Source organism: Candidatus Finniella inopinata (genome assembly GCF_004210305.1).
Lineage (GTDB): Bacteria > Pseudomonadota > Alphaproteobacteria > Paracaedibacterales > CAIULA01 > Finniella > Finniella inopinata_A.
The window spans coordinates 1-21,298 of record NZ_SCFB01000002.1 but is presented as its reverse complement, the minus strand read 5'-3'; the positions used below and the strand labels follow the sequence as shown (position 1 = coordinate 21,298).

At 43.9% G+C, this 21,298-nt stretch carries 21 protein-coding genes, 1 tRNA gene and 2 pseudogenes; 13 read left to right on the top strand and 11 right to left on the bottom strand.

Features of this window, described 5'->3' with window-relative positions; translation table 11 throughout:
- From EQU50_RS08560 to EQU50_RS00915, 4 genes and pseudogenes are all read left to right on the top strand, one after another.
- Positions 1-93: pseudogene (locus tag EQU50_RS08560) on the top strand (helix-turn-helix domain-containing protein); the annotation flags it as partial.
- A gap of 16 nt (positions 94-109) precedes the next feature.
- Positions 110-337: a hypothetical protein gene (locus EQU50_RS00925; protein ID WP_130153294.1), complete on the top strand. Its 228-nt coding sequence runs from the start codon at positions 110-112 to the stop codon at positions 335-337.
- A gap of 618 nt (positions 338-955) precedes the next feature.
- Positions 956-2,320, top strand: a complete 1,365-nt coding sequence (gene ltrA / locus EQU50_RS00920) for a group II intron reverse transcriptase/maturase (RefSeq protein ID WP_207216274.1) — start codon at positions 956-958, stop codon at positions 2,318-2,320.
- A 149-nt stretch (positions 2,321-2,469) separates the two neighbouring features.
- On the top strand, positions 2,470-3,696 hold the full coding sequence (locus tag EQU50_RS00915) for a hypothetical protein (protein WP_130153293.1): 1,227 nt from the start codon (positions 2,470-2,472) through the stop codon (positions 3,694-3,696).
- Between the two features lie 37 nt (positions 3,697-3,733).
- On the opposite strand, the gene rfaE1 is transcribed toward EQU50_RS00915, so the two are convergent.
- The gene (rfaE1, locus tag EQU50_RS00910; protein ID WP_130153292.1) at positions 3,734-5,194 is read right to left on the bottom strand and encodes a D-glycero-beta-D-manno-heptose-7-phosphate kinase; all 1,461 of its coding nucleotides are present in this window, start codon (positions 5,192-5,194) and stop codon (positions 3,734-3,736) included.
- A gap of 81 nt (positions 5,195-5,275) precedes the next feature.
- Positions 5,276-5,911: a Bax inhibitor-1/YccA family protein gene (locus EQU50_RS00905; RefSeq protein ID WP_242508803.1), complete on the bottom strand. Its 636-nt coding sequence runs from the start codon at positions 5,909-5,911 to the stop codon at positions 5,276-5,278.
- Positions 5,912-6,115: 204 nt separating this feature from the next.
- Here EQU50_RS00905 and EQU50_RS00900 point away from each other — a divergent pair, with 204 nt between their 5' ends.
- Together EQU50_RS00900 and EQU50_RS00895 are read left to right on the top strand one after the other, a co-directional pair.
- Positions 6,116-6,451 (top strand): hypothetical protein, encoded by a 336-nt coding sequence (locus EQU50_RS00900; protein WP_130153290.1) that lies wholly within the window; start codon positions 6,116-6,118, stop codon positions 6,449-6,451.
- Entirely contained in the window at positions 6,435-6,950 is a 516-nt protein-coding gene (locus EQU50_RS00895; protein WP_130153289.1) for a hypothetical protein, read from the top strand. The genes EQU50_RS00900 and EQU50_RS00895 overlap by 17 nt, the downstream gene beginning before the upstream one ends.
- 33 nt (positions 6,951-6,983) lie before the next feature.
- Here the strand turns inward: EQU50_RS00895 and EQU50_RS00890 are convergent, their stop codons facing one another.
- The gene (locus tag EQU50_RS00890; RefSeq protein WP_130153288.1) at positions 6,984-7,235 is read right to left on the bottom strand and encodes a hypothetical protein; all 252 of its coding nucleotides are present in this window, start codon (positions 7,233-7,235) and stop codon (positions 6,984-6,986) included.
- Positions 7,236-7,461: 226 nt separating this feature from the next.
- Entirely contained in the window at positions 7,462-8,226 is a 765-nt protein-coding gene (locus EQU50_RS00885) for a hypothetical protein (protein WP_130153287.1), read from the bottom strand.
- 282 nt (positions 8,227-8,508) lie between these two features.
- Between EQU50_RS00885 and EQU50_RS00880 the strand changes: the two are divergent.
- A pseudogene (locus EQU50_RS00880) lies at positions 8,509-8,850 on the top strand (FKBP-type peptidyl-prolyl cis-trans isomerase); the annotation flags it as partial.
- Positions 8,851-8,978: 128 nt separating this feature from the next.
- Here the strand turns inward: EQU50_RS00880 and EQU50_RS00875 are convergent.
- The 6 genes from EQU50_RS00875 to EQU50_RS00850 all read right to left on the bottom strand — a co-directional run bounded on the left by EQU50_RS00875 (position 8,979) and on the right by EQU50_RS00850 (position 15,033).
- Positions 8,979-9,371, bottom strand: coding sequence for a hypothetical protein (locus EQU50_RS00875; protein WP_130153285.1), 393 nt, complete (start codon positions 9,369-9,371; stop codon positions 8,979-8,981).
- 139 nt (positions 9,372-9,510) lie between these two features.
- A complete protein-coding gene (locus tag EQU50_RS00870; RefSeq protein ID WP_130153284.1) occupies positions 9,511-10,632 on the bottom strand; it encodes a glycosyltransferase family 4 protein in 1,122 nt (373 codons plus the stop codon).
- Positions 10,622-11,440, bottom strand: coding sequence for an ABC transporter permease subunit (locus EQU50_RS00865; protein WP_130153283.1), 819 nt, complete (start codon positions 11,438-11,440; stop codon positions 10,622-10,624). The genes EQU50_RS00870 and EQU50_RS00865 overlap by 11 nt, the downstream gene beginning before the upstream one ends.
- Positions 11,441-11,814: 374 nt before the next feature.
- Positions 11,815-12,750 carry an ABC transporter permease subunit gene (locus tag EQU50_RS00860; RefSeq protein ID WP_130153282.1) on the bottom strand — a complete coding sequence of 312 codons (936 nt, stop codon included), beginning with the start codon at positions 12,748-12,750 and terminating at the stop codon, positions 11,815-11,817.
- A 2-nt stretch (positions 12,751-12,752) separates the two neighbouring features.
- Positions 12,753-13,895 (bottom strand): ABC transporter ATP-binding protein, encoded by a 1,143-nt coding sequence (locus EQU50_RS00855; protein ID WP_130153281.1) that lies wholly within the window; start codon positions 13,893-13,895, stop codon positions 12,753-12,755.
- Between the two features lie 10 nt (positions 13,896-13,905).
- Positions 13,906-15,033: an extracellular solute-binding protein gene (locus EQU50_RS00850; protein ID WP_130153280.1), complete on the bottom strand. Its 1,128-nt coding sequence runs from the start codon at positions 15,031-15,033 to the stop codon at positions 13,906-13,908.
- 44 nt (positions 15,034-15,077) lie between these two features.
- Here EQU50_RS00850 and EQU50_RS00845 point away from each other — a divergent pair, with 44 nt between their 5' ends.
- Complete coding sequence (locus EQU50_RS00845; RefSeq protein WP_130153279.1) at positions 15,078-15,275, top strand: hypothetical protein; 198 nt, start codon at positions 15,078-15,080, stop codon at positions 15,273-15,275.
- A 1-nt stretch (position 15,276) separates the two neighbouring features.
- Here EQU50_RS00845 and EQU50_RS00840 read toward each other — a convergent pair whose 3' ends face one another.
- Positions 15,277-16,440, bottom strand: a complete 1,164-nt coding sequence (locus EQU50_RS00840) for a ribonuclease D (RefSeq protein ID WP_165380276.1) — start codon at positions 16,438-16,440, stop codon at positions 15,277-15,279.
- A 219-nt stretch (positions 16,441-16,659) separates the two neighbouring features.
- Between EQU50_RS00840 and EQU50_RS00835 the strand changes: the two genes are divergently transcribed.
- The 5 genes from EQU50_RS00835 (at position 16,660) to EQU50_RS00815 (ending at position 21,092) form a co-directional block, all read left to right on the top strand.
- Positions 16,660-17,394, top strand: a complete 735-nt coding sequence (locus EQU50_RS00835; RefSeq protein ID WP_130153277.1) for an ABC transporter ATP-binding protein — start codon at positions 16,660-16,662, stop codon at positions 17,392-17,394.
- Positions 17,388-18,095 carry an ABC transporter ATP-binding protein gene (locus tag EQU50_RS00830; RefSeq protein WP_130153276.1) on the top strand — a complete coding sequence of 236 codons (708 nt, stop codon included), beginning with the start codon at positions 17,388-17,390 and terminating at the stop codon, positions 18,093-18,095. Before EQU50_RS00835 ends, EQU50_RS00830 begins: the two co-directional genes overlap by 7 nt.
- A gap of 93 nt (positions 18,096-18,188) precedes the next feature.
- Positions 18,189-18,279: transfer RNA gene (locus tag EQU50_RS00825), tRNA-Ser, on the top strand.
- 174 nt (positions 18,280-18,453) lie between these two features.
- Positions 18,454-19,776, top strand: a complete 1,323-nt coding sequence (locus tag EQU50_RS00820) for an MFS transporter (RefSeq protein ID WP_130153275.1) — start codon at positions 18,454-18,456, stop codon at positions 19,774-19,776.
- A 41-nt stretch (positions 19,777-19,817) separates the two neighbouring features.
- Positions 19,818-21,092, top strand: coding sequence for an MFS transporter (locus EQU50_RS00815; protein WP_165380275.1), 1,275 nt, complete (start codon positions 19,818-19,820; stop codon positions 21,090-21,092).
- The last annotated feature ends 206 nt before the right edge of the window (positions 21,093-21,298 follow it).

Below are 21,298 nucleotides of genomic sequence, written 5' to 3'. Positions count from 1 at the left end.
AAAACTATTCGTTTTTCAACGCTTGAAAGCATTTGCCATCATTTGGATTGTCAACCGGGTGATATTTTAGAATTTAAGGAAGATGTGGAATAGATTTTAGGGATGGAGCATGCTACAGCTTTACTCTTTGGCATTTTTGTCTTTCTGTTTCTTGCGATCGGAGGGAGTTTTGATAAAGGCTGTTATGCCTCCAGCCAAGCTGTCACGTACCAATATGTCCCGAAAAGGACGTTCCTCTTTTTATCGCTTGGCGGATCTAAAGATTTTAAAAGCCCAATGCGATGCAGCGGGCAGAGGGGCATTCACATTAAACTTTTCGTTGATCCGAAACCAATAGCGCATCAAAAATCCGAGAACACGTCTTTTAGTACGGACCATGTGAAAGGTCGAAAGACCATTTTGGTTTTTATTATCCCATTGAGCCTTTAAAACAGACGCATCATAAATTAATCTTCGCTAATGCACCCACCGATGTGTGGGTGCTTCTAGGTGCGCCAAGCATGGTGCAGAGGTCCTTATTGAAGAATAAGGACGCTATAGTTTAGGTGGTGAGAGTCCACTGCACGCCGTGGAAGTCGGAAGTGCGAGTCTAGGCAAGGGTGTCTTCCGCGAGGGAGAATCTGAAGGAAGCCGACGACGCAACAAGGAAGTGACGAACAGGAACTGGATAAAAGGCTGCTATAGCTGGGTAACACGGCCTTAGACGGAGATGCCCAATAACTGACCGCAAGCGTATAGCAGTAGATCCAGCACTGACCTTGGGAAAGACCTGCATCTTACCTTGGGAGATCTCTTATCCTGTTTGTTGAACGCAAACTATTGGTTAAGTGATTAATCAAGAGGGGATAAGAGAAGTCAGCAGAAGGCGTATTAGGCTGAGTTAATCAGCTGAAGGCCTGAATCAGTTAAGCCAGAGAAAGTCGTTGAAGACTCTTTAAGATGGAGAGGTAGGAAGATGAGGAAACATCACCAACGTCCGGACAGATTTCAGCGTATGAGACCTGAAGGGAGCGAGGTACAGCAAATCTTGAAGGCGTCAACAATGGATGAGCCTCTGACAGAGTATTTGATGGAAAAGGTTTGTGACCCATCAAATTTGAACCGAGCGTACAAACGTGTTAAAGCAAACAAAGGAGCCGCAGGGGTTGACGGGATGACAGTTGATGATCTGTTTGGCTGGATTGCGAAACACAAAGAGTCACTTATAGAATCGTTAAGGACAGGAACCTACCAACCATCTCCTGTATTGGGGGTTGAAATTCCGAAGCCAGGGAAAAGCAAGGAAACCCGGTTGTTAGGGATTCCTTGTGTGGTTGACAGGCTTGTCCAACAGGCTATTCTTCAGGTATTAGAGCCCATGTTTGATCCAACATTTTCAGGGTCAAGCTACGGATTTAGACCTGGCCGAAGTGCGCATCAAGCGCTGTTAAAGGCGCGAGAGTACGTACAGGCAGGATATGACATCGTGGTTGATATTGACGTTGAAAAATTTTTCGACCGGGTTAACCACGATAAGCTCATGTTTAGGCTTTCAAAGCGGGTAGGTGACAAAAGACTGTTAAAGATCATCCGACGCTTCTTAGAGGCGGAGATGCTGAGACAGGGGATTTGCATTGAACGGATAGAAGGGCTGGCCCAAGGGGGACCTCTCTCACCATTAATGTCAAATCTTGTGCTAGATGAGCTGGACAAGGAGTTAGAGCACCGAGGACACAAATTTTGCCGATACGCAGATGACTGTAATATTTACGTCAAGAGTTTGCGAGCGGGGGAACGTGTGTTGCAATCGGTGAAAGATTTTCTTGCAAAACGTCTGAAGCTGAAGGTTAACGAAACCAAGAGTGCTTGTGCTTCTGTTGAAGAGCGCCAGTTTCTTGGGTATCGACTTCTGAAGGAAGGGAAGGTTATAGTTGCCGAGCACAGTTTGAGTCGTATTCAAGACAAGGTGCGGTGGATTACCCGTCGAAATAGGGGGGTTAGCTTAGAAACAGTAGTATCTGACCTAAATCAAGCCCTAAGAGGATGGGGAAACTATTTTCGACTAACAGAATGGCCTTCACAGAGGAAAAGCTTGGATGGGTGGATACATCACAAAGTACGGTGTTATCGACTTAAACAGCGAAAGAGACCCTTGTCCATCGCTAAATTCCTCATGAGCTTGGGTGTGCCTGCTTGCAGTGCATGGCCTGTAGCAAAATCGGGGAAAGGATGGTGGCGGTTATCTCTGAGTATCCCGGTTCATCATGCTATGGATAACAATTGGTTCAAAGAAATAGGGCTTATAAATCTAAGATCCATGAAAGCTGTGGTAAAAGCTTAACTGAAACCGCCGTATGCGACATCGCACGTACGGTGGTGTGAGAGGACGGGGTCGTGAGGCCCCTCCTACTCGATCATTATTAAGGTGATATTAACGTTTTCATATTAACGTTGATGTATAGGAGTGTTTATAATTTTAAGTGAGTTGTGATGCATCGATTGAAATTAAGATTTCTGATTTTGCTTTCAGTTGTGGTGGTTATGGGAAACTGGAGTGCTGGATTCAGTGCGACAGCCTACTCACAAGCTGTTAATTCTCATAACGCAAAAATTGCAGCTTTATTAGGCGGAAACCAGGGGATTCAGAAAAACCCTGCGACGGATGTGGAAAAGACAAACTTAACGCATATCGCCATTCATTTGGCGTTGACCAGTAAAATGGACGACACTCTTAAATCTCTTTGTGAAAATAGTCAGAAGGTTTTATCTGAATCTGGAAACGCGTCTCTTATTGAACATTATAAGACACTGATTGTTTTGTATTTTGGGACGCATGCTACTGAGGAGGCGGGTAATTTATATGCTGTTCCTGAGCAGGTTATAGGGAAAATCAGAAGTTTTTCATGGGGGAGTATTACGATTGATAAATCTCTTTTAACGGCAGTTCAAAGATTAACGCTGCATGATATTGGTAGAATCTTAACTGAATTTCGTTTTGCCACCATTTATGAATTTATAAAGAACCACCCTGACCAACAAATAAATGGGTTAACAGCAAATGCTTATATGGATAATGCATTGAAGTTTCAGGCTGCATCCACGGTTTCTAGGACGTCTGCCACGGTATCCTCGTCTGCAGTACCTGATGCTCCACCTGCTCCACCTGGGCCGCCTTCAGCTCCCGATTCGCCACCTTTCTCATCGACTCCTTCTGCGACGCCACCAAGAGCCACGAGCCCCTTAGCAAACCCTGATCTTGCTGCACACCTTGGGCAGGGAGCAAAAGGTTTGAGAAAGAGCAGCAATAGCGCAGCTTCGTCTCACTCTTCCCCACATTCAAAGCAGCCGATTGTGGAGGGAATAGCACCAGTAAATCTTGGGGCAGCAGCAGCTGCTGCAAGAGGAAATTTAAAAGGCACTGGTGTTCCTATTGATGAATCCAGAAACTTTTCCATAAAAGTCGGAATTTTGGTGGGCAAAATAAAACCTCTTACACACAAGAGTCAAGCTTCAACTAAGCAGGAACGTGTCAAAGAGCTCCAAGAAATGCTTGCTGAGTTCATTAATATGCACAAAGTTAATGCTTTGCAGGATTTAGTTAAAACCAAAAAAGATCTCGAAGATTTAAGGAAAATACCAGAAATTGCCGCTATTTTGGATAATCGCGTAGAAGATGATGATTTTCAGGGAATACTAGACGATTTTCGCAAATCATAAAAACTCAAATGATTTGGAAAGGGGGCTATATAAACCATTAACCAGCCAGTTTCATTTTAGCCACGGTGTTGGTTGTGCTGTGCCCTTCTTGAAGGTCAACCAACAGAACCCGTCCTCCGCGCGCCTGCACCAGGTCAGCGCCAACGACACGATCAACGGTGTAGTCTGCTCCCTTTACCAACACATCAGGCTGCAAAGCTTTAATCAGTTCCAGTGGAGTGTCTTCGTCAAACAGAATAACCGCATCAACCATACCAAGGGCAGCCAGAACCATAGCACGCGTTTGCTGATTTTGTATGGGGCGCTGTTCACCCTTTAAGCGTTTAATGGATGCATCCGTATTCAGCCCCAAAACAAGCTTATCGCACGCCTGAGCCGACTGGCGTAAAATATGTAAATGTCCTAAATGAAGCAAATCAAAACAACCGTTGGTGAACCCTATTTTCAGACCCTGGTGGCGCCAGCGTTTTAATAAGTCGTGCGCTTGATGCACGTCAACTATTTTTTGCTTGTAACTGCCACCGTGGTGTTGATTAAGGCTGTTTTCAAGCTCCTCAGAACTGACAGTGGCTGTGCCCACCTTACCAACGGCAATCCCGGCGGCTTCATTGGCCAAGTAGCAGCTTTCCTTTAATAAATACCCACTGGCAAGTCCCAATGCCAAGGCGGCCACAACGGTATCGCCGGCACCTGATACATCATAGACTTCGCGGGTTTGAGCCGGGAAAAAGTGGGATTGGCCTTCTTTTTCGACAAGGGTCATTCCTTGCGCACCTTGGGTTACCAGCACAGAATCAATATTTAAGTCATGCTGCAGGCGGTGGCTCTCTTTTAAAATCCCTTCCTGAGATTTGATAGAATAGCCAGCAACTTCACTTAATTCTTTAAGGTTTGGTGTAATAATCGTCGCTCCCTTATAACGGTCATAGTGTCGCCCCTTTGGGTCAACGACAATGGGAATATGTGGGTCTTGAAGGCGAATATGTTCAATTAAAATTTGGCTTAAGTCTTCGGTAAAAAGCCCCTTATGATAGTCAGACAAAACAACCGCCTGGCAAGCGGGAAGAAATTGTTGTACCGCTGTTAAAATCTGTTCTTGGGATGCTTTTGTGCACGGCAGAACAACTTCTTCGTCAACTCTTAATAACTGCTGCCCCTGGGCAATAAAGCGGGTCTTTTGAATGGTTTGACGATTTGTCTCAGTTATCAATTGGGATTGAACGTTGGTTAATGATTTTAATTGATTTTTCAACGTTTGACCTGTCGCGTCATCACCAATAACGCTGATGAAAATGACCTGTCCACCAAGGGCAAGCATATTGCGCATCACATTTCCAGCCCCGCCCAACATGCTGAACTGATGCTGCTGGCGCAAAACAGGAATAGGGGATTCAGGGGAGATACGATCCACTTGACCATAGATAAAGTGATCAAGCATGACATCGCCAATACACAAAACTGTCGAGCCAGAAAATTTTAAAGGGGATTGAAGAAACATCAACACAAACCAAAAATAAACATGTTGATGTAATATAAGGGCTATTTATATTTTTTTAAATAGCCCTTTGAATTTTTTTAATTAGCGACGGTCGCCAAAGATGCGCAATAGCGCAAGGAACAAGTTAATAAAATCCATGTAAAGATTGAGCGCACCTATGATAGCTTTCTTGCCCGCAACCTCTGTGCTGTCAGCCTCAAAATACAATTCCTTAATAACCTGAGTGTCATAGGCAGTAAGGCCCGTAAATACCAAAACACCAACATACGACAAGGCAAGTTGAAGAGCCGTACTTTGTAAAAACAGGTTCACCATGGAGGCAATCACCAAACCAATAAGCCCCATGAAAAGGAAAGAACCCACATTGGTTAGGTCTTTTTTCGTTGTATACCCATAAAGGCTCATAGCGCCAAACACGCTGGCTGATACGAAAAACAAGCGGGCAATGCTTTGGCCTGTATAGACGTAAAATATGCTGGACAGGGATAAGCCCATTACGCCCGCATAGACCCAGAAGGTCGTTTGGGCTGCACTTAAAGACAGAGTGCCTATCCTAGCACTTAAAAAAAACACTATTCCAAGCGGGGCAAGCATCACCACCCACATAAGGGGGGTTCCAAAAATTGCCTGGAAAAAGGCAGGGCTGCTGGCTGTTACGAATGCCACCAGGCCCGTCAGGCCCAACCCCATAGCCATGTAGCTGTAGACTTTAATCATATAACTGCGAAGACCCGCATCAACATCCCAAGCCTGTGCGGCCGATGAATTTCTTATGATTGGTTGATCATCAAATCTATTTGACATTTGCTTCTCCTTAAAATACGTGAATGCATATCTGTCAGGCATTGTACCATTTTAAAAAGCTTTTTACTATGACCTTGATATTGTGTAGCTTAACCTAAGGCTATACTCAGGGGTTGTATGAAAAAAGAAAACGTCAATATTGAACAACAGTTTTTGTTTGGGGCCAAAGGGCCTGCCGCACACGAAAAGGCGCCTGTAAAAGCCGTCCCTGCTTACAAATCAGCACCCGCTCTCAATTTGTTAGCCGGCCTTGATAAAACAGCGTTAAAGGCGGATGGCATCTATTGGTTAAGGGTTTTGGCCAATCAATATAACCGCGGGTTGCCCGCTGATCAGGCGAAAAGGAATTTAGTCAAAACCATTCAGTCTGAAATTGCGATCAAGAAGGGCAGGGGGCCGATTGAGTTGGTCGTTATGGATGCCTTGTTAAGACGTCATGCCAGCAGTTTTTAAAAAACACTCAAATGTCATCGCAACTTTAAAGTTTTTTTGTGTATCGACGGGATTCTTGGGCGTTGAAGCCATGGACGTTTGGGTCAAAATAGGCCTGCGTCCTTTCCTATTTTTAACGTTATTGTACACAAGCCTGATCTATTCGCTGCCCTTTATAAATATTGTTTCGTTATTGATTTTTGGTTTTTTGAAAGATGGCTATTACGATTACCCACTGGGGTATTCAAATTGCCAATTTATCGTTCTTTACCTGTTGTTGATTCGTCAAAAAACGAGCCAGGTTCAGTCAAGTTTGGGGGTTTGTTGGGGATGGTTTGCAGTTTTTTTGAGCATCGCTTGTGGCATCCAGATGGTTGGGTTATTGTGCTTGGGGTATGGATCTATCCCTTTTTCAAACATGCTGGGGGATGCTCTGATAACATTCAGTCTGTTTCCAGTTATGGTAAGGACGCTTTTTTGGTTGGGCAACAGGGTGTCACCACAACCTTTGACACAATAAACCCCTTCCCAAAGAGAGGGAAGGGGGGCGTTTTTATTTTTTTGCTGCTGAACTTTCGCTGCTGTGGTTATTAGGTTGCGCACCAACATTGGTAAGTTGTGTCGTCACTTCCCCGAAGAGCCTTTCCAAGGGTGAACCTACAAAGCTGATCTTGTCAATGTCAGGACCAAAACCTAATTCGACAATTTTATTACCTAAAAGCCTAAATCTGTCTTTATATCGGTCACCTCCGCTGCCTTTTTCTACACCCGCTTGGCCATAAATTGCATCGTAAGGTCTTGTCACATTAACTAAAGCTGCAGTAAGTGGTTCTTGACCTGCTGTGTGAAATGCGTCGAGAGATTTTCCTGATCTAATTACTGTTGCGTAAATCTGTTGGGCTAGGACAGAATCGGAAACCGATCGATCGTTAATAAGCCTCAAAAGGTAGGTATAATAATCACCCCGTTGTTGGGCTTGCTGATACTGTTCTATTAAAAGCTCTTTTTCTGCCTTTTCTTTTTGCAGCCTCTCAATTTCTCTTTCCAGTTCGTTTTCTTTTTGCAGCTAGGCGTTGAATTTGTTCCTGATTTTTTTCAAGGTCTTTTTGCAGTTCCTGTTTTTCAAGCGCAGCATCTTGCAATTCCCGTTGTTTTTCTTCCAAGTTTTTAATAATTCCTTCTTTTTCTTTCAGAGCGTGCTCCAAAAGTCCCGAACGTTGTTTTTGAGAAAGGGCATCAGCTTCAGCACCTGTCTTTGCTGTCAAAAGAGCTTTCTGTTGCTCTTTCAGCAATTCTATAAGCATTTGAGAATTTTCCAAAGAATTGACCAGAACAACTCTTTCCCGATCAGCTTGCTCTTTCAGCATTGCCGGTATCTTCAATAATTCCTCTTTTTCTTTGGCTGCTTTTTCCTGTTGTTCCGTTAATCGGCTGTTCAACTGTTGCTCGAAGGCCAAGGACATTTCCTGTTTTTCCGTACTGGCAGCTGCTAATTGTTGTCTTAAGCTATCAAGTTCAGAATTTGCGGCCCGAGCAGCTTCTTCCAACGCACGTTGGTGTTGTCCGTTTATTTGTGCCAACTTTTCTTGAATTTCAGCATTTTTACGTGACGCGAAGGAATTGAGGTCGTCAACAAAAACACAGTCTTTTGAACTTCCAAACCAACCAGTACTCAACTTATGTGTGGTCAGGCCCGAAGTATCGAAATTTAGTGCATCACTATTAGACGAGGCTGAACCATAAGCCGTGCCAATAACACAGCAAGTTAGCAATAAATATTTTAAACTTTTATACATTCTATTTTCCTTTTAAAATAAGATTTAGAAAAACAACACCATTTTTATTATTCCCTTGTCAAGGCGTTTAAAAATCATTTTCCGGGAATTAAAGACGGATCCTGGCGCTTGCAACATCGCTGACATTTGTTGACATTAAGACCAAGAAAAAGTACTGATTGGTTACTATTTAATCCAAGCTGAAGTATTTTTTTGCTAAGAAAAATTTTAACGCACTTAACTCTAGGGGTAACTTTATTAATGAATTCTGTTTTGAATCAAGCCAATGCTGATAGTCCCAAGACTGTCACGACACCTTCTGGTCTTCAATATATCGATGTAAAGGAAGGAACGGGTCCTTCTCCTGAAACCAAAGATACGGTTGTCGTTCATTACACTGGCACCCTGGAAGATGGAACTAAATTTGATAGCTCACGAGACAGAGATGAGTTTTTCGAATTTACTATTGGCGTAGGTCAAGTTATTAAAGGCTGGGATGAAGGGGTGGCAAGTATGAAAGTTAAGGGACGTCGTACTTTAATTGTTCCCTCTAATTTAGGTTACGGGGCTAGAGGAGCAGGCGGCGTGATTCCCCCTAACGCCACTTTGATTTTTGACGTTGAGTTAATTGCAATTAAAAAATAGGCTTAATTGAATCTCAACCAGAAAATGACACGACATTTGGGTAAAGATTCATCAGAAAAATGAGCCAGGCAGATAATTTGTCCCCAAAGGACGTTATTTTAAAGTTTTAATTATTTTTCTCCTCATTTTTAGTCTATTTGCCTGAAGCCGTAGAAGCACCTTGCTTGCTTGCTTGTCAAGGTTAAGTCGACTTGCTTGGCTTGGATTCTTATCAAATCAGTCATGGTAATCATACCGTATGCATACAACTCTTCTGCTTCTTCTTTTGTATATTCTTTTTCTTCAAATGCTTTTATTGATTTCTCATTTTCTTCGATTTGAATATATAAAATTTTCGTTTGCATATTTAGAAATTGTTTAATTGCTAAAAGGGTTTCGTCATTGGCCTTAGTCGATACAAATCGCTGAGCAGATCCAGAAGGGAGCTCTGAAAATTCTTTTCCAAGGTCTCCATTAGAGGCAATACAAGCCCCACCAAGGACGGAACTAGTTAAAAACAAGTATTTTAAAGTGTTAAGCATTTTGTCCCTCAATTAATGTAATGTTCATTTACCTAAGCCATAGAATAATGTTTCTGACTTGTCAAGGAACTTTAGAAAACGATCTTCACTTTCCATAATTATAATTATAAGATTTATGGGTTCATATAAAAATTCGTCATTAGCCAATCAACAATTGATACAAATCAAGCGTCTTCGCTGTCATTTGTTTTAAGGAAAAGTTATCGCTAATGTGTTGGCGCGCCACCAATCCCATTCTTGTTTTTTCATCCATCGCTAAGGCAAAAAGGTTTCTTATGGTGACCGCTAACGCATCAAAATCATTCGCTGGAATCAAAAATCCAGTTTGACCTTCTAAACACAACTCCGGCGTTGCCCCCAGGTCTGTTCCTATGTACGGCCGTGCCATGGATAAGGCCTCCGCCGTTACCCTCCCAAAAGCCTCCGGCTCGATCGAACATGACAACACCAAATCCGCCGCAGCATAGGCCGTTGGCATATATTCACAGCTTGGAACAAAGGTTACGGGCAGATCTTTTGTTTCTTGGCGCAACCGATCGCTATAGTCTGTCCGCCCTTGATCGGACCCTAAAAATACGACATGAACGGGCAAATCCGACAGTCCTTTCAAGGCACCAACCAAAACCCCCTGCCCCTTCCAGCGCGTCAAGCGCCCTGGCAACATAATCAAAAACTTGTTGGGTGGCACGCCCCACTGTTGTTTCAAGGCTTCCACCTGTTCGCACGATACGCTGGTGGGATCAAACACATCCGTATCAATCCCCTCAGGAATAACCACAACATTGGGCTTTAAATGACCATGTTCACTTTGAATATGCCGGGCTACATACTCTGAGATGGCAATGACATGATCACCCCGTGCCATCACCGAGTTATAAAATCGCTTCAAACGATTGTGGGCGTTATAGACCCCATGATATGTCGTTATAAAAGGCACTTTCATCCGCCGCGCCGCCCAAAGAGCACTCCATGCGGGCGCCCTGGATCTGACATGAACAAGCTGAATATTGTGCTCTTTTATAACCTGGCATAAAGCTTTTGCGTTTAACCACAAAGCCCAGGGAGACTTTTTATCCAACGGCAACGGCAAATGGGCAACACCAGAAGCTTCCAAATGTTTAACAAGGCCCCCTCCAGCGGAAGTCACAAATGTGGGCGCCTGCTGGCACAAAATTTGCGCCCAATCTAAGGTCGCCTTTTCCACCCCACCACTTTTTAAGGCTGGGAGGACTTGTAATACGCGAGGAATCTTACCCACCATACAATCGCTTTTTCCTTTGCTGTCTAGCTATTACAAGACCGGCAACCACCACACCAAAACTGACCATACCAATAATAACGGTCGCCAGAGCATTGATCTCAGGCGTGACGCCCAAACGAACACTGGAAAAAATTAACAAGGGCAACGTGGTGGCGCCAGGCCCTGATAAAAAGCTGGCAATGACTACATCATCAAGCGACAAGGCAAACGATAATAACCAACCCGAAATAAGGGCGGGTGAGATGATGGGCAACGTGATCGTCATAAAGACCTTAAAGGGCCTTGCACCTAAATCCAGGGCAGCCTCCTCTAACGATTGGTCAAAATCTTGCAACCGGGACTGAACAATCACATAGACATAAGCCATCGCCAGGGTCGTATGGGCAATCGTCACCGTCATGATGCCCCGTTGGGCTGGCCAACCAATCAATCGTTCCAGGGTCACAAAGGTTAATAAAAGGGCAAGGCCTGTGATCACCTCTGGCATAACAAGGGGGGCAGAAATCAGGCCACTGAAAAGAGTGCGCCCCCGAAATTTTTTGCGACGGGTCATTGCAACAGCGGCCAAGGTACCCAAAATAACGGCCAGGGTGGCTGTCATAGCTGCAATATGAAAACTGGTTAAAACAGCCGCCAGCAGCGTTTCATTCTCAAACAACAGTTGGTACCAGCGCGTTGAAAAGCCACTCCACACACCTGGAAGACGGGATTGATTAAACGAAAACACCACCAAAAACAAAATGGGCAGATACAAAAACGTGTACCCAATAATTAAGGCTGTGATGCCGGGGACTGATAATCGACGCATGTGTTGTAGTCTTCCTTCTAATACCTAAACGGTTTTTCCGTTCCCTTGCCTAGAATATCCAAATAATTTTTATAAACAAATATTTTATGTCTCCCCTTTCCGGTAATTTCTTTCACAAATACCAATCGACTCTAACGCAGAAAGACTACGAATTACCGTCGGCTGAGACAAGTTTGTTTTTTCGCGGATGTTGGTCGTGTTGGAGATTGGGTATTGTTGCAGGTACCCATGAATAGTTAATACTGCGATCGTTGATATTTTGGGTTTTTTGTTCGTTAAGTAAATATAACGAACATGGATGAGCGTTACAAGAAAACAACAAACAAAAACTATCCATTATGTTCGTTAAATATCTCTGGTTGGGCCCCTGCCCTTTACCGGCCTGCTAAGTTTAAGTTTCGTTGTTGGTAATGCTGGAATACCATGATGGGCACCACAAACACGACCATCATTGCAACGGCCAAAGCACAGGCACGCGGCCAGTCTTGATTGTTGAAAAATTCTGACCACAAGGCGCGGCCAATCATAAACGTATCGGGTCCGCCCAAAAGTTCTGGAATCACAAACTCGCCGATTGATGGAATGAAAACCAATATACACCCAGCAATAATACCAGGCTTTGATAAAGGGACCGTCACCCGCCAAAAGGTTCGCCAGGGCCCTGCCCCCAAATCATAGGCTGCCTCACAATAAACAGGGTCAATCTTTTCCAACGATGCATAAATGGGCAAAATCATGAAGGGCAGATAGCAATACGTTATGCCCAAACAAACCGCATAAGAATTGTCTAATAAGGATAAGGATTCGCTAATAAGTCCCCAATTTAACAACAGCGTATTCACAATTCCCTTCGCGCTCAGCAAGCTCATCCACGCGTACACACGCACCAGAAAAGATGTCCAAAAAGGCAATAAAACCAAAAGCAATAAAAGGGTTCGCCAATGCTCAGGGGCTCGGCTCATGCCATAAGCCATCAGGTAACCAAGCCCAAGGCAACATAAAGTCGCTGTTCCTGCAATTTTTAACGACGACCAAAAGGCTTCGCCATAAAACGAATCGGTCAGCAAAGCCGTGAAATTACCAAAATTCAAACGAATTTGCAAAAGGTCGTTATCAAACCATTCATAAAGGCTGTGAAACGGGGGAAGCGAAAAAACGGCCTGAGAAAAACTAATTTTCAGAATGAGTAAGAAAGGAATAAAAAAGAAAATAATCAGCCATAGATACGGGACGATTACCGCCAAGGACTGGAAAGAATGGCGAAAACGATGTTGCCAATTGTGGAAGGTTTTTTGAAAGTACTGTTGCATGTTTATACCGTCAGCATGACGCCATTTTCGGCACGCCAGAATAAATAGACTTCATCGTCCCATTTCACATCACGTTCCGATAACCTCAACAAATTAGGCAGGGCCGCTTGAATGATTTTTCCAGACTCCAACCGGACATAATAGATTGATAAATCGCCCAAATAAGCTATTTCCTTGACGATACCTTTGACCGTGTTGCGATTGCCCACCACAGGAGTCGTCGATATCATAACCTTTTCAGGGCGAATGGCAATGGCCACCTGCGATCCGATGGGAAGCGTTGCCGTATCGGTTACATACAACAAACAACCAGCATCTGCTGAATCAATCAAAACGTGGTCGGGTTCATCTTCCACAACCAGGCCTTCAAAAATATTCACCCCACCAATAAATTCGGCAACAAAACGGGAATTAGGATATTCATAAACATCATGGGGAACGCCCAGTTGACGAATACGCCCCTCCTCCATCACCGCCATGCGCGTTGACATGGTCATGGCTTCCTCTTGATCATGCGTCACAACGACGAAGGTAATGCCTACGCGTTCTTGGATGTTAACCAGCTCGAACTGGGTTTTTTCTCTTAGTTTCTTATCCAGTGCTGCTAAGGGTTCATCTAACAACAATAATTTTGGTTGTTTTACAAGACTTCGTGCCAAGGCGACCCGTTGGCGTTGTCCGCCTGAAAGTTCGTGGGGTTTCCTGTGCGCGTATCCGCCCATTTGGACCAATTCCAAGCTTTCCTGTACGCGTTGGTTAATTTCGGTTTTATTGAGTGGTTCTTGGCGCAGGCCAAAAGAAATATTTTGATAAACCGTCATGTGGGGAAACAAGGCATAGGACTGGAACATCATATTAACCGGTCGCCGATAAGGTGGCCAGTTGGTAACGTCTACACCATCAATCAAAATACGACCACTGGTCGGTGATTCAAAGCCAGCTAACAACCGCAATAATGTCGTTTTTCCACAACCAGACCCTCCTAAAAGCGAGAATAATTCGCCTTTGTAGATGGACAGCGAGACCCCCCTCACCGCCTGAACAGAACCAAAGCTTTTGGTAATTCCTTCCAGCTGAATATAGGGCACAGCATTTGCATCTTGCCACGGCTCCAGCGATCGCAGGGGAATATGAGTGGGAGGCATTTCTTTTTCCTTAACGTGCAAGTCTGATTTTTGTCCAAAGGCGATTACGCTCTCTCTCATAGAGGGAGGTTTTTTCACCCTGAGGCAATTGGTACAAGTCTAATGTTTTCATACTCTCTTGGGGAGGATAAATGGAAGCGTTATCACGTATTTTTTTGTCGACCAAGGGCAAAGATTTTAAGATTGCTGTGGGAATGAACGTGTCATTTGTGACTTGGGCGGCAATATCAGGCCGAATCAAAAAATTAATAAAGGCGTGGGCGTTACGGGGATGCCTGGCCCCCTTGGGAATAGCCAGACAATCAATGAAAATGCCCGCCCCTTCCTTTGGGATGACAAATCGAATATCTCGCCCAACTTCCTTCGCCTCTTGAACGGCTTGTTGCGCTTCACCTGACCAAGCTTGGGTTAAACAAACATCCCCCATCACTAAATCATTAATGAAACGCGACGATGTAAACCGCCTAATATAGGGCCTTAGTTTTTCTAGATGCTTATAGACAAGTTTTAAATCTTCATAGTCATCACTGTTTGGATTTTTACCTAAGTAATGCAAAACAGCGGGGAATACATCAATCGCCTCTTCAAAGAAACTAATCCCATATGGAGCTAGGCGTTTTAGGTTGTCGGGGTTGAATAATAGGGCGTGACTGTCAAGGTCTACATCAGGTAAAAGTTTAGAAACTTTATCATAATCATAGGCAATGCCAACGGTTCCCCAAAAATAAGGCACGGTGTAGACAAGCCCTGGATCAATCATTTTCATTTTTTCACTAATTATGGGCTGCAAAGGGCCCAGATTTGGTAAAAGATCCATCTTCAATGGTTGGTAAACACCGATGGCTATTTGGCGCCCTACATAAGGGGGAGATGTTGGCATAACAACATCATAGCCTGAATTCGTGGCCAGCAGCTTCGCCTCTAATATTTCATTATTATCATAAACGTCAAAACGAACCTTTATGCCCGTTTCTTTCTCAAATTGTCGCAAGACGCTGTGCGGAATCATCCCATAAAAACAGTATACGTTAACAACGTTGCCCTCTGACTTTGGTAGACGGTTTACCATAACCCAGCCAACCGCCACACAAATTAAAAGCATTATTGCTTTGATGATAAAGTTTTTACGATCAAACAATGACAATCTACCTCACAAGATTTTAGTCACAAATACTGAATTTAATGACCAGTTATTTATATCAAATTCGTGCCATTTTGCGGGATTTTTCTGAATATTGCGAGATCAATGTCATTGCTAATGCTGGAATTAGGAATTTAACTTTGAAGGAAAAAACTTCAACATCATACTTGATCCAGGAAAACAATACATGGATGGCCCAGACCTTTGCCCGGACTCTGAGTGATGATTGGAAGGAATAATTTAATTCTCTCCCTGGTTTAAAAAAGACTTTAAGACCTCCCTCAAAAGCCCCCCCCTCCATCCGTTAAGAAGTTTATGACTTGCATCAGGGCAAGAAATAAATGACTCTATCTCGCGCCTGTTGGAGACACAAGAAACCGGTATACTCAATTGATCCGCCACCTTTTGAACGGTGATTCGCATATTCTTGAAGGCCTGTTTTTGTTCAGTCGTTAGTTGATTTTGAAAGCTTTGACTCGTCCAGGCTTTAATAATTTGTTTACGGTGTTGTTGAGTTAAATCATCTTGATCCAGAAACTGATGCGCCTTTTCGTAACAACGGTAAAAGTTTTCAAACAAAGCATCTGTATTCAGTTTCTGACGATGTGATTTTAGCGTTTCCTTCAGTTCCGCCTGCTCCATAAAAGGGGCAATACTTAGATCAAGAAGCAATCGATTGTCAGCCAATAAACTACGACTGATGTTATGGGTTTGGGCGTACTGTTCACGCCAAGCTGCTAAATCCCACAAAATGCTGTATTGTTGCCATTTTGAAAAAGGCGCCCTTAGACGTTGCCAGGCTTTTTCAGGAGCAATCGCAAAAGTTTTCGGATTGGACAGGTTCAAGAAAAACTCCTCCGGCCAATTTTGGCGCCCCAAATCATCCAGGCGATCTTTCAACAACCCATAAATTTCCTTTAAATACAAAACATCGTGAATAGCATAATCAAGTTGCTCTTGCCGTAAGGGACGCTTTAACCAGTCTGTAAACTGCTCATCCTTGCTGACTTTTATATCCAGCAACACGTTGACCAACTTTTCGTAGCCCAGTCCCTCCCCCAGGCCTGCAAAGGCAGCCGCAATTTGTGTGTCAAAAATGGGGCGTGGGCAATCCCCCAACAGATTGTATAAAATTTCTATATCTTGATGACCAGAATGGAAGACTTTGGTGATTGAGGGCTCTTGAAGAATAGCCTCTAGGGGACCTAGGGACAGATTATGAATGACAGGATCGATGATGACTGCATGGTTGGGCGTGGCCAATTGAAGCAGACCAAGGTGTGGCCAATACGTTGTTTGACGCACAAATTCACAGTCAATCGCTATGAATGAGGGTTTTTCTTCTAGAACTTCCTGACAAAATTTTTGTAAAGAGTCGGCCGCATCGATAAGTGTCCAAGACATTTTTACTATAATTTTCTGTTTTATAGGCTCTCCCCAGATTTGATGCGGTGCGCCTTTGATTACCATTATGGCAAAACTTATCACAAGCTTTCACGTCATGACTAAGGTAAATTTACCGCAGGAATAAAAAAGATGTCTTCTCAGACACTTCCAAACCTGCAAAAATTCAGTTAGAGTCCGTAAAATGCTTAATGATAACAGCAATCATGATACACCATAATGCATCCCACACCCGGTCTTCTTAAAATTGACAGATTGTCGAAGCATTTCGACGGTATACAAGCTATTAATGACCTAAGTCTGACTGTTCAGACACATGAAATCTTGGGGTTGATTGGCCCCAATGGGGCTGGCAAGACAACGCTATTCCAATTAATTTCAGGATTTGAACAACCCGATACGGGATCCATCCTTTTCAACGGCCAACCGATCCATAATTTAAACGCCCCTCAGATTGCTCGGTTGGGCATTGCGCGAACTTTCCAAACCGCCAAGCCGTTTGGAAATCTGACGGTATTGGAAAACGTGATGATGGGTTTTTTAACAAAAGTACAAACAATTGCCAAGGCACAAGCAGTGGCAATTCATACCCTGGATTGCCTTAATTTAATGGACCAAGCCAAACAGCTGGCAGACCATCTCAGTCTTCCCAACAAAAAACGATTGGAAATTGCACGAGCCCTTTCCACCAATCCCCAACTGTTGTTACTCGACGAGGTTATGGCCGGCCTTAGGCCTTTGGAAATTGACAATTTAGTAACGATGCTGCGAGACCTTAAACAACAATTAAGCTTAACCATCATTATGATTGAACACCATATGCGGGCGGTAATGGCATTATGTCAGCGCATCGTCGTTTTGCATCAAGGCGCCAAAATTGCCGAAGACACCCCCTCTGCCATTCAACAACACCCTGACGTGATTAAAACTTATCTGGGTACGGCTGCATGCTAGAAATTAAGAATCTTTATGTTGGATATGGGGCCTTTGAGGTTCTACACGGTATTGACCTAAAGATTGGTAAAGGGCAATTGGTATCCCTTATTGGCACTAACGGGGCTGGAAAAACAACACTTTTAAACACACTAGCTGGCATCCATAGACCAACCGAAGGCGAGGTTAGGTTTAAGGGGGTCAATATAACGGCATTTAGACCTTGTCAAACCTATCAGCTAGGGTTGGCCTATATGGCCGAGGGACATCCAATTTTCCAAAGCCTGACAGTCCAAGAAAATCTGGAATTAGGGGGAATTGCCGTTGGCTTGTCGTCTAGACAACAACGCAACAAATTTGAAGAAGTTTATCACCTTTTCCCTTTTTTAGAGCAGCGTTTAAAACAGCGGGCTGGAACTTTTTCAGGTGGGGAACAACAGCTTTTGTCCTTGGCTCGCTGTCTAATGACCACCCCTCAACTTATTTTATGCGATGAGCCAACCTTGGGTTTGGCTCCTTTCATGGTTAAAGAGCTATTCAGAATTCTAAAGCACCTCCACACACAAGGCACCACGTTATTGCTGGTGGAACAAAACGTGGAACAGGCGCTTTTATTTTGCGATGAGGCCTTTGTTTTGGAACAAGGAAGAATTATTCTTTCAGGAACAGGAGATGAGCTTTTGAAGAACCCTGACGTTCAAAGATCTTATTTAGGGGGGTAAGTCTTAAAGTTATCTTCAATTCAAATCATTTTTTATGCAAAAAAAACTTAACAGCTGGCCATTTTCTATGCCACTATTGATTTCATGGAAGATGGGGCGGTGGCCGAGCGGTCGAAGGCGCACGATTGGAAATCGTGTATACGTTAATAGCGTATCGAGGGTTCAAATCCCTCCCGCCCCGCCAGAATAAAAATTCAAAAAATTTCAATAAAATGCATACGAACACCGTTTTTCGCATTTAATGCTTGCACATTGTGCTAAACTTATCTTAAAGACAAAATAGAGATGTTTGTTTCTAAGAAAATCCTGTCGCTTAAAGGCGCTGTTTTGTTTGCATATGTTGGAGTAAAAGAGTTTTATGAAGTCAAATGAATTGCAGTCTGTTTCCGGCCTTCATGGTGGTTCCTCCTCTTGTCTAAGTGAAAAAAATTCCTTTAAAGCCTGGATGATTCTTGGTTGCGCTTGGCTTTTCTATCTATACGAATATATCTTAAGAGTCTCGCCCAGTGTCATGACCGCAAACTTGATGGGGGATTTTAATGTTATGGCAGGCGCTTTAGGCGTTTTGGTCTCCTTTTATTATATCTCTTACGTCGCCTTGCAAATCCCTTGTGGAATTATCGTGGACTCGTTGGGCCCCCGTAAGGTGATAACCTTCTCTGCCATTTTATGCGTTCTGGGAAGCGTCTTATTTGCATACAGTGACACCCTGTTAATGGCGCAGATGGGTCGGTTCTTGATGGGCGCTGGTTCGGCTTGCGCTTACCTTAGCTGCGCGAAGGTTGGGGCCGAATGGTTTGATGCCAGTAAATTCGCTGTGATCACAGGCATGACGATGATGATGGGAACTTTCGGCGGCATGTTTGGCAGCAGCCCATTAGCTTTGCTTGTAAATGGTTATGGGTGGCGAAACGCTATGTTAATCGCCGCCATCGTCGGCATTGGTGTAGCATTAACCTCCTGGTTAATCATTCGTGATTACCCAAAGGATATTGAACAAGAAACCTCTAGTCCTTCACAAGCACCCCTTCTACAAGGCATCAAACTTGTTGCCTCCAACCCTCAAAACTGGTTGATCGGCATTTATGGATGCATGATGTACCTGCCGCTATCTGCCTTTGCAGAATTGTGGGGGGTCCCCTTTTTGATGGAACGGTATGGTATTGATAACGAGTTGGCCTCGCGGGGCAGTATTATGGTATTCCTTGGGATGGCTCTAGGAAGCCCCTTGGGTGCTTGGCTGTCCAATTATTGCCAAAGCCGTAAAAAAATTATGTCTTGGGCAGCCCTTGGCTCCTTGATTAGTTTTTCGATTGTTATTTATGTTCCCCATATTCCCCTCAACCTGATGTTTGGCATATTATTTTTGGGCGGATTGATATCAGGCGGCCAAATTCTGTATTTTGCCGCCGCCAAAGAAGTAAGCCCCCCCCATAACAGCGGCACAACCATCGGGTTTACAAACTGTTTGGTAATGACCAGCGGCCCCATCTTTCAGCCTCTACTAGGTTGGATTCTTGACTTTACATGGGATGGTAAAGTATCAGCAGAAGGTACCCCCATCTACACCCTAGCCATGTATCAATATTCCTTTTCATCCGTGATTGCTGCCCTACTTTTTAGCTGGATCATTGTCCAGTTCGTTCGCGAAACCTACGGTACTTCATACGCCGCTGATTAGTCCCTCTGAAACAACATATGAAAGAGATAAAGAGTTTTTCTATGACAACCTCAAGTGCTGTTCAAAGACCAGAAAGGGCACCTTTTAAAGCCTGGATGGTGTGGCTGGTGGCTAGCCTGTTTTATCTGTACGAAATGGTATTACGCGTTTCACCCAGCGTCATGACAGAGGGATTGACCCAAGACTTTCATGTCTCAGCCACGTCCTTAGGGGTTTTGGTGTCTTTCTATTATTTCGCCTATGTCCCTTTGCAAGTTCCGTGTGGTTTAATTGTTGATAAATTTGGCACTCGGAAAATTGTTACACTTTCTACACTTATTTGCATACTGGGCACTTATCTTTTTGCCGAAAGCCAAAATTTATGGTTGGCACAAATCGGTCGTTTTTTGATTGGTGCGGGCTCAGCTTGCGCTTTTATAAGCTGTTTAAAGGTGTCAGCAGAATGGTTCAGACCTCACCAATTTGCCTTAGTAGCTGGCCTTAGCAACATGATGGGAACTCTGGGTAGCACGTTCGCTGGCCGCCCCCTTGCCACACTGGTGCAAAACTATGGCTGGAGACCAACAACGTTAATGCTGGCGACAGCTGGATTTTTGGTGGCCATCATGTCTTGGTTTTGCATTCAAGATAACCCAACCCCGACAGAGCAAGAAAAACACGACGCCCCTAAATTATGGCCAAGTTTGCAAGAGGTCGTTAAGAACAAACAAATTTGGTTAGCTGCTGTTGTTGGTGGCTTTATGTATTTGCCAATCTCTGCTTTTAGTGAGCTTTGGGCTGTTCCTTTCCTTATAAACACATATCAAATCAACAGCGAGTTAGCCTCGACTGCAAACGTTATGTTGTTTTTAGGTATGGCTATTGGGGGTCCTATCGCGGCTTGGTTAGCAAAATATTGTCAAAACTATGTCAAAGTGATGCGGCTTTCGGCTTTAGCAACGGCTGTCTTATTTACAGCGATTGCTTGCGCCCAATGGCTTCCGCTTAACATCATGTTTGTGATACTGCTGTTAGCCGGTATGACCATTGGCGGCCAAGTGTTATGTTTTACATGTGCTAAGAACAATACAAGCCACGAAATTAGCGGCACCACAGTCGCCTTCACTAATGCCATCGTCATGATGAGCGGGGTTATCTTTCAACCTTTGTTGGGGTTAATTTTAGATATGGCTTGGGATGGCAAAATAAGTGCAGCTGGACATCGTATTTATAGCGAATCCAACTATCAAATTGCCATCTTAGCTGTTCCCATCTGCTTGTTTGCAAGCGCGTTTATTTTAAGATGGGTGAAGGACAGTTACAGCACTGAGGAGTGAGAAAATTTAAAATTCATCCATTATTTCGAAATGAAAAGAGTAAATAATGCTGGGTTGATATAGTCGTTCCTACTTTAAGTTTTCGATATCTTCTCGGCTAAGCTTGGTAAGTGACGCAACGGTGTCGACACATGGCGATTGCACTGACATCTCCTCAGCCTAGTTTTTAAAATTACGGTTTCTGCTATTTCCCAAACTTTTGTAGA